7 protein-coding genes and 1 riboswitch are annotated in these 7,370 nt (G+C 69.8%); of the genes, 6 read left to right on the top strand and 1 reads right to left on the bottom strand.

Features of this window, described 5'->3' with window-relative positions; all coding sequences use genetic code 11:
- Nucleotides 1-83 precede the first annotated feature (83 nt).
- The gene (locus FNH04_RS37705; protein ID WP_152790341.1) at nt 84-710 is read left to right on the top strand and encodes a helix-turn-helix domain-containing protein; all 627 of its coding nucleotides are present in this window, start codon (nt 84-86) and stop codon (nt 708-710) included.
- Nucleotides 707-826 carry a DUF6126 family protein gene (locus FNH04_RS37710; protein ID WP_322725004.1) on the top strand — a complete coding sequence of 40 codons (120 nt, stop codon included), beginning with the start codon at nt 707-709 and terminating at the stop codon, nt 824-826. The genes FNH04_RS37705 and FNH04_RS37710 overlap by 4 nt, the downstream gene beginning before the upstream one ends.
- Before the next feature lie 51 nt (nt 827-877).
- Here FNH04_RS37710 and FNH04_RS37715 read toward each other — a convergent pair whose 3' ends face one another.
- Nucleotides 878-1,675, bottom strand: coding sequence for a tyrosine-protein phosphatase (locus FNH04_RS37715; protein WP_322725005.1), 798 nt, complete (start codon nt 1,673-1,675; stop codon nt 878-880).
- 181 nt (nt 1,676-1,856) lie between these two features.
- Here FNH04_RS37715 and FNH04_RS37720 point away from each other — a divergent pair, with 181 nt between their 5' ends.
- The 4 genes from FNH04_RS37720 to FNH04_RS37735 all read left to right on the top strand — a co-directional run bounded on the left by FNH04_RS37720 (nt 1,857) and on the right by FNH04_RS37735 (nt 7,254).
- Nucleotides 1,857-3,929: an alpha-galactosidase gene (locus FNH04_RS37720; RefSeq protein ID WP_152790343.1), complete on the top strand. Its 2,073-nt coding sequence runs from the start codon at nt 1,857-1,859 to the stop codon at nt 3,927-3,929.
- Between the two features lie 302 nt (nt 3,930-4,231).
- A riboswitch (cyclic di-AMP (ydaO/yuaA leader) is annotated at nt 4,232-4,389 on the top strand.
- A 4-nt stretch (nt 4,390-4,393) separates the two neighbouring features.
- On the top strand, nt 4,394-5,359 hold the full coding sequence (locus FNH04_RS37725) for a M23 family metallopeptidase (RefSeq protein ID WP_152790344.1): 966 nt from the start codon (nt 4,394-4,396) through the stop codon (nt 5,357-5,359).
- Between the two features lie 239 nt (nt 5,360-5,598).
- Nucleotides 5,599-6,315, top strand: coding sequence for a DUF6250 domain-containing protein (locus FNH04_RS37730; RefSeq protein WP_152790345.1), 717 nt, complete (start codon nt 5,599-5,601; stop codon nt 6,313-6,315).
- A 153-nt stretch (nt 6,316-6,468) separates the two neighbouring features.
- Nucleotides 6,469-7,254 (top strand): SGNH/GDSL hydrolase family protein, encoded by a 786-nt coding sequence (locus tag FNH04_RS37735; RefSeq protein WP_322725007.1) that lies wholly within the window; start codon nt 6,469-6,471, stop codon nt 7,252-7,254.
- Nucleotides 7,255-7,370 lie beyond the last annotated feature (116 nt).

Genomic DNA, 7,370 nt, shown 5'->3' on the forward strand with positions numbered 1-7,370 from the left:
AACCCACCCTGCCGACATCACCCGCTCTTGCCTGAGAGGCAAGGAATTTGCCCAGCAGGCAAAGGTCTGGCTGAATCAACGACATGAGCACCGTTGACCCGGCATCGGCTCCGGACCCCGCCGCGGACCTCCCCGCCGTCGCCCCGCAGCTGCGTGCCCTGCGCCGGCGCGCCTCCCTCACACTGGAGGCCGCGGCGCGGGACGCAGGGCTTTCCCCCGCGCATCTCTCCCGGCTGGAGACCGGCCGTCGCCAGCCCTCCCTGCCGATGCTGCTCGCACTGGCCCGCGTCTACGGTACGACGGTCTCGGAGCTGCTCGGTGAGACGGTCCCCGAACGGGACGCGGTCGTCCGCGCCGCCGACATGGAGCCGACCCGGGCGGGTGGCTGGACCTACTGGCAGGCGGGCGCGCCGGGGCGCGGTATGCAGGCCCTCCGGGTGCATGTGCCGTACGGCTCGCAGGGCGACATCGTGCGCGTCCATCCCGGAGAGGAGTGGCTGTACGTCCTCAAGGGGCGGCTGCGGCTGAGCCTCGGGGACGCCACGCATGTGCTCGCTCCCGGGGACAGCGCCCACTTCGACTCGCTGACCCCGCACCGCATAGCGGCCGGCGACCGGGACGGCGTCGATCTGCTCTTCGTCCACACCCTGCTGCAGAGCCCCACGGCCGCGCTGTGCCTCGGGCCCACGACCACCGGAGAAGCCCCGTGAGCGACATGGAAGAGAAGTTCCCCCGTGCCCTGTGGGTACGGCTGATCATCTACATCGCGGTGGGCCACCTCTTCGCGGCCTTCGTCTATCTGCTCTTCGAGGCGGGGGCCAAGTAGCGCGCCGAGGGACAACGCTCCGGGGCCGAGGAGCCGACAGCCGAGCAGCCGTCAGTCGAGGAGCCGCTCGCGCAGCCGCTCCCGAATCTGCGGTGTGATGCGCAGGCCCTGTTCCAGATACGCGTCCACGCCGCCCCAGTTCTGCTCGATTGTCTCGAACGCCGCCTCCAGGTACTCGGCGCGCGCGTCGAACAGCGGGTTGAGCAGCTCCATGACCTCGGGGGAGTAGGCACTCGTCGACGTACCGTTGCGGTGCACCTTGTAGCGGCGGTGGGTGGCGTTGGACTCCAGGTAGTCGGCCACGATGGCCTCGCGCTCGACACCGACGGCGAGGAGCGTCACGGCTATGGACAGACCCGCGCGGTCCTTGCCCGCCGCGCAGTGCATCAGGGCGGGGACGCTGTCCTCGGCGAGGGCGCGCAGCACCTGGGAGTGCTCGTCGGTGCGGCGCGTCATGATCGTGCGGTACGAGTGGATCATCCGGTTCGCCGCCTTGCCGTCGGAGAGCAGCGAGCGCAGCTGGTCCAGATCGCCGTCGCGGACCATCTTCCAGAACTCGGCGCCGTCCGCCGGGTCCGTCAGCGGCAGGTTGACGTTCCGCACGCCCGGCAGCTCGACGTCCGGGCCTTCCAGCTTCTGGTCGGCCGCGTTGCGGAAGTCGAAGATCGTGTGCAGTCCGAGGGAGGTCAGGAACGAGGCGTCCTCGTCGGTCGCGTGCGCGAGATGGCCACTGCGGAACAGCCGTCCGTGGGCCACGCGCCGGCCGTCCACGGTCGGCAGGCCGCCCACGTCACGGAAGTTCCGCACGCCGGTCAACTCGGGCTCGGTCGACGGGACCTGCTGCGTCACGGGGGCTCCTCCCAGCCGGACGTCGGCGGTGCTCGGCTCCGCACACCGACGGTTGCGTCCTCGACGATACGACATGCCTTCGAAGGCCCGGCGAGTTGTCCACAGGCAATGCGAGGCGGCTCCGGCGGCCTGGGATGATGTTGGCGCCTGATCGCACGTGTTCGAATCTGTTGGAGGCTTGATGTTGGAGATCGGCGGAGACGGCCGTACGTGGCTGCTGTCGGGACCCACGAGCAGTTACGCGCTGTCTCTCACCGAGGACGACAGTCTCCTGCACCTGCACTGGGGCCCGCGGATCGAGCTCGCCGACGCCGAGGAGCTCGCGGGCCGGCCGCTGCCGCCGTACCGGGGCTTCGAATCCCAGCTCGACGGGCAGGAGGAGTACCCGGTCGAGGGCGGTCCCCGTTTCGTACGGCCCGCGCTGTCCGTCCGTACCGACGAGGTGCGCGGTACCGAGTGGGCGTTCCACGCGTACGAGGTCGAGGACGACGAGCTGCGACTGCGCTTCACCGACCACGGGCTCGGCATCACGCTGCACTACCGGATGCGCCACGACGTCGTCGAGCGCTGGGTGACCCTCGCCAACGAGGGCCCCGTGGTGGAGGTGCTGCGGGCCGACTCCGCGACCTGGACGCTGCCGCTGCGCGAGGACTGGCGGCTTTCCCTGCTGCACGGGCGGTGGGCCGCCGAGTCCCGGCTCGTACGGACGGACCTCACCTACGGTGAGAAGGTCATCGGCAGCCGCCGCGGTCACACCGGGCACCAGCACCTCCCGTGGGTCGCGCTCGACACCGAGGGGGCGACCGAGGAGCGCGGCGAGGTCTACGGGTGCGCGCTCGGCTGGTCGGGCAGCTGGCGCATCTGCGTGGCCCAGCTGCCGGACGCGCGCGTACAGATCACCGGCGGGGCGGGGTACGACGACTCGGGTCTGCTGCGGCTGGCGACGGGGGAGTCGTACACCACTCCCGTCTTCGCGGGCCTGTGGAGCGACGGCGGCCACGGCGGGGCGAGCCGCGCCTGGCACGCGTACCAGCGTGAGTACGTCATCCCGGACGCGGACCGGGACCGGCCGGTGCTCTACAACTCCTGGGAGGCCACGGAGTTCGACATCTCCGAGGACCAGCAGCGCGAGCTGGCGCGGCGGGCCGCGGCCATGGGGGTCGAGCTGTTCGTGGTGGACGACGGCTGGTTCGGGAAGCGGACCAGCGACCGGGCGGGGCTCGGCGACTGGACGCCCAATCCGGACCGCTTCCCGGCAGGGCTGAAGCCGCTCGCCGATGACGTGCACGCGCTCGGTATGCAGTTCGGCATCTGGGTCGAGCCCGAGATGGTCAATCCGGACAGCGACCTGTACCGGGCGCACCCGGACTGGGTGCAGTTCCAGCCGGGCCGGAAGCGGACCGAGCTGCGCAACCAGCTCGTCCTCAACCTCGCGCGCGGTGACGTCCAGGAGTACCTCTGGGAGAAGCTGGACGACCTGCTCTCCAGCGCTCCCGTCGACTATGTGAAGTGGGACTTCAACCGCGCCTTCACCGACGCGGGCTGGCCCGGTGAGCCCTATCCGCAGAAGCTGTGGGTCGAACACGTGCACGCCTTCTATAAGCTGCTCGACCGGCTGCGGGCCGCGCACCCGGGTGTCGCCTTCGAGTCCTGCTCGGGTGGCGGCGGGCGTATCGACCTCGGGGTCATGGCGCGTACGGACCAGGTGTGGACCTCCGACAACACCGACCCGCTCGACCGGCTCGCCATTCAGCACGGCTTCAGCCAGATCCATCCGGCGCGGGTCATGGCCGCATGGGTCACCGACAGCCCGAACACCCAGCTCAACGGGCGGGTCAGCTCTCTGCGCCTCCGGTTCGTGAGCGCCATGGCGGGTGTGCTGGGCGTGGGGGGCGACCTCACGACGTGGAGTGAGGAGGAACTCGCCGAGGCGCGCGAATGGGTCGGGCTCTACAAGGAGATCCGGCCCGTCGTGCAGCGGGGCGACCTCTACCGGCTGCGGCCGCCGGCCGGCGGGCTGAGCGCGGTGCAGTACGTCCTTGGCGACGAGGTCGTCGTGCTCGCCTGGCTCCAGGCCCAGCACTACGGCGAACCGGCCGCCCCGCTCCGGCTGCGCGGCCTCGACTCCGCTGAATCGTACGAATGCCGCGAAACGGGCGAAGTGCACCGCGGCGCGGTGCTGTTGCACCACGGGCTGCCGACAGGGCTGCGCGGCGACTTCGATGCGACGGTTATCCGTCTGCGTCGCATCTGAGTGTTCTGTCCGAATTGAAGCCTTGAGTCCAACTGGCCCCGGAATAAAGTCCCGTGGTTTCAAGGTGGGTGACCAGCGTCATATCCGTGACGCTGAGTCGCCGTCATGTTCACGTAATGGGCGCATGTTCTCAGGGCGGTTGAGAAAAGTTGAAGATCGCTCATTTACGGAGTGTGACCGGCGATTCGTGTAAGAACCAGGCAAGAAGTCGCACAGGAAATTCCTATGGTTGTCCCCGCGCCCGCAAGTCGCTTACGTTCTGCCTCAATCCGGACGGACGCCGAATCCTGCCGCCGCCCGGAGCCGCGAACTCACCCACGCACGGCAGGAGCGGGGGACCCAAAGGCAGTAACGCCTGTTCCGGTCCCGGAACAGGCTTGGGGTAAAGCCGTGCGCGAGTACGGCCGGGCATCTCCAGTCCGCACCCGACAGCTCACCTCGCAGGCGCCGGAGAGGAATTCGTCATGCCCGCGAGGGGTAAGCACCGCCGTCCGAAGTCCCAGCGTTTCACCCGCTCGATCGCCGCTGCCGGAACCGGTGGCGCCGCGCTCGCACTTCCGCTGATCGGGGCCACCGGAGCGCATGCGGCGCCCGCGGACTCCGTTTCCCAGAAGGCGACCGCGGTTTCCGAGAAGACCGTCACCGAGAAGGCCGAGAAGTCCGCCGGGCAGAAGGCCGAGAAGTCCGCCGCCAAGAAGGACTCGACGCGCACTTATTCGGTGCGGCGTGGTGACTATCTGGCCAAGATCGCCGTGGAGCAGGACGTCACCGGCGGCTGGAAGAGGATCTACCGGGACAACCGCGAGGCCATCGGCTCCGACCCGTCGCTGATCCACCCCGGCCTGAAGCTCACCCTCGGCGGCAGGGCCCAGTCGGGCGGTGGCAGTGCCTCGGGCGGCGGCAGCGACGCGTCGGCCAGGGCTGAGTCCTCGTCCGCCTCCTCGTCGGCTCCGTCGGAGGCGACCGAGGCACCGGCGGAGAAGTCGAGCGCGTCGACCGACCAGAGCGCGGCGAGCAACTCCTCCGGCTTCACGCTGCCCGTCGCCGGTGCCTCCGTGGGCACCCCCTACAAGATGGCCGGCGGCATGTGGTCCAGCGGCTACCACACCGGTGTCGACTTCGTGGTCCCGACCGGTACCAGCCTGAAGGCCGTCGGCGCGGGCACGGTCGTCTCCGCGGGCTGGGGTGGCGCGTACGGCAACCAGGTCGTCATCAGGCTCGCCGACGGCCGCTACGCGCAGTACGCCCACCTGTCCTCGCTCTCCGTCTCGGCGGGCCAGAGCGTGAGCGCGGGCCAGCAGGTCGGTCTCTCCGGTGCGACCGGCAACGTCACCGGGCCGCACCTGCACTTCGAGATCCGTACGGGTCCGGACTACGGCTCGGACGTCGACCCGGTGGCGTACCTGCGCTCGAAGGGCGTCAGCATCTGACGCGTATCGCCGAGTGCGCGGCGCTCTGCCGCCGCTGACGGCATCAGAAGGCCGGACCCCCGGGGATCGCGGGGTCCGGCCTTCGGTGTGTCCGCCTCGTGGGGCAGGGGCGCATGAGCGGCGCATTGCGGTCTCGTGGCATGGCCGGTCGGCGTATCGACAGGGGGTGGCGGGCAGGACACAGTGATCTGCGGCAAGCGCTTTCCATGTTGTCCGCAGCCCCGCAAAGAAGGAGCGTCATGACCACCCGCAGAGCCTTCGGAGCCCTCGCCGCCGGTGCCGTCCTCGCCGCGCTCGGTCCGGCCGGCGCGGCGAGCGCGGCCGCCCGGCGCGGACGTGGCCGGCTGATCGCCCACGACGACTTCCGGCACGGACTCGGCCGGTGGGCCACCGAACTGCAGGAGGGCGGCACCGTCACCGCCTCGCACGGCGTCCTGGAGATCGACGTGCCGAGTGGCGCCACGGTCTGGTTCCGGAAACGGCTCGAAGGCCCGTACGTCATCGAGTACACGGCCACCCCGGTCTCCGCGGGAGGCGTCAACGACCGCGTGTCCGACCTCAACAACTTCTGGAACGCCGTCGATGTACGGTCCCCCGACGACCTCTTCGCCACCGAGCGGAAGGGCGCGCTCGCCGAGTACGACTTCCTGAAGACGTACTACGCGGGATACGGGGCCAACTACAACACCACGACGCGGCTGCGCCGGTACGTCGGTGAGGCGGGAGTCCGCCCGCTGATCCTCGACTACACGGAGCCGCTGTTGGTCGCGAACGAGCCGCACCGTGTCCGGATCGTCTCGGACGGTTCGACGGTCCAGTGGTGGAACAACGGCAGGCTCGTCTTCGACTATGTCGACCAAGAGCCGTACACCAGTGGGCACTTCGCGTTCCGGACCGTGTGGAGCCACTTCCGGATCACGGACTTCCGGGTGTGGCGACTGCTCCAACGCCCCTGATGAGAAGCCTGTTCCAAGGTGGCCAATACGTGACGAGTGGCTTATCTCACCGCGCGTCAACCGTTTCCTACGGTCGCGTAGCTCACATCCCACGGGGAATCATGGGCCGATGTGGCAGACGATTCGAAGAATGACAGCAGATCAGTGATCGGAGTGATCGGGTCGTACGTGGCGGTGGGGGACAGCTTCACCGAGGGCGTCGGCGACCCCGGTCCCGACGGGGCGTTCGTCGGCTGGGCCGACCGGTTCGCGGTGCTCCTCGCCGACCGGCGGCCGGAGGGCGACTTCAGGTACACGAACCTTGCCGTACGCGGCAGGCTGCTCGACCAGATCGTCGAGGACCAGCTCCCGAGGGCCAGGGAGCTGGCCCCGGATCTGGTCTCCTTCTGCGCGGGTGGCAACGACATCATCCGTCCCGGTACCGACCCCGACGAGGTCGCCGAGCGCTTCGAGCGCGCCGTGGCGTCCCTCACCGCCGCCGTGGGCACCGTCATGGTCACCACCGGGTTCGACACGCGCGGAGTGCCCGTACTGAAGCACCTGCGCGGCAAGATCGCCACGTACAACGGGCATGTGCGCGCCGTCGCCGACCGGTACGGCTGCCCGGTGCTGGACCTCTGGTCGCTGAAGACCGTCCAGGACCGGCGGGCCTGGGACGACGACCGGCTGCATCTGTCGCCCGAGGGTCACACCCGGGTGGCGCTGCGGGCCGGTCAGATCCTGGGCATGGAGGTCCCCGCCGACCCGGACCAGCCGTGGCCACCCCTGCCGCCGCGCGGCACGCTGGAGATCCGCCGCGACGACATCCACTGGGCACGCGAGTACCTGGTGCCGTGGATCGGCCGCCGCCTGCGCGGGCAGTCCTCCGGGGACTTCGTGGAGGCGAAGGGCAGCCTGTCTCCGGATGACATCCGGATGCGGATCGGGGCGGTGGCCTGAGGGAGCCACGGCCCTCTGGACCGACCTGGCCGAGCTGCTCGACTGTGCGTGGCGGCCGGTGCGCTCGTCGCGGGAATGGTGACCGGCCGGCTGTCCTGGGGTGGGGTGTGCTGGGC

The organism is Streptomyces phyllanthi (assembly GCF_009377205.1).
Taxonomy (GTDB): domain Bacteria; phylum Actinomycetota; class Actinomycetes; order Streptomycetales; family Streptomycetaceae; genus Streptomyces; species Streptomyces phyllanthi.

Bases quoted from the DNA above. Each gene is read 5' to 3' on its own strand.
- FNH04_RS37725 (WP_152790344.1), top strand. From the start codon at position 4,394: ATGCCCGCGAGGGGTAAGCACCGCCGTCCGAAGTCCCAGCGTTTCACC.
- FNH04_RS37720 (WP_152790343.1), top strand. From the start codon at position 1,857: ATGTTGGAGATCGGCGGAGACGGCCGTACGTGGCTGCTGTCGGGACCC.
- FNH04_RS37705 (WP_152790341.1), top strand. From the start codon at position 84: ATGAGCACCGTTGACCCGGCATCGGCTCCGGACCCCGCCGCGGACCTC.
- FNH04_RS37730 (WP_152790345.1), top strand. From the start codon at position 5,599: ATGACCACCCGCAGAGCCTTCGGAGCCCTCGCCGCCGGTGCCGTCCTC.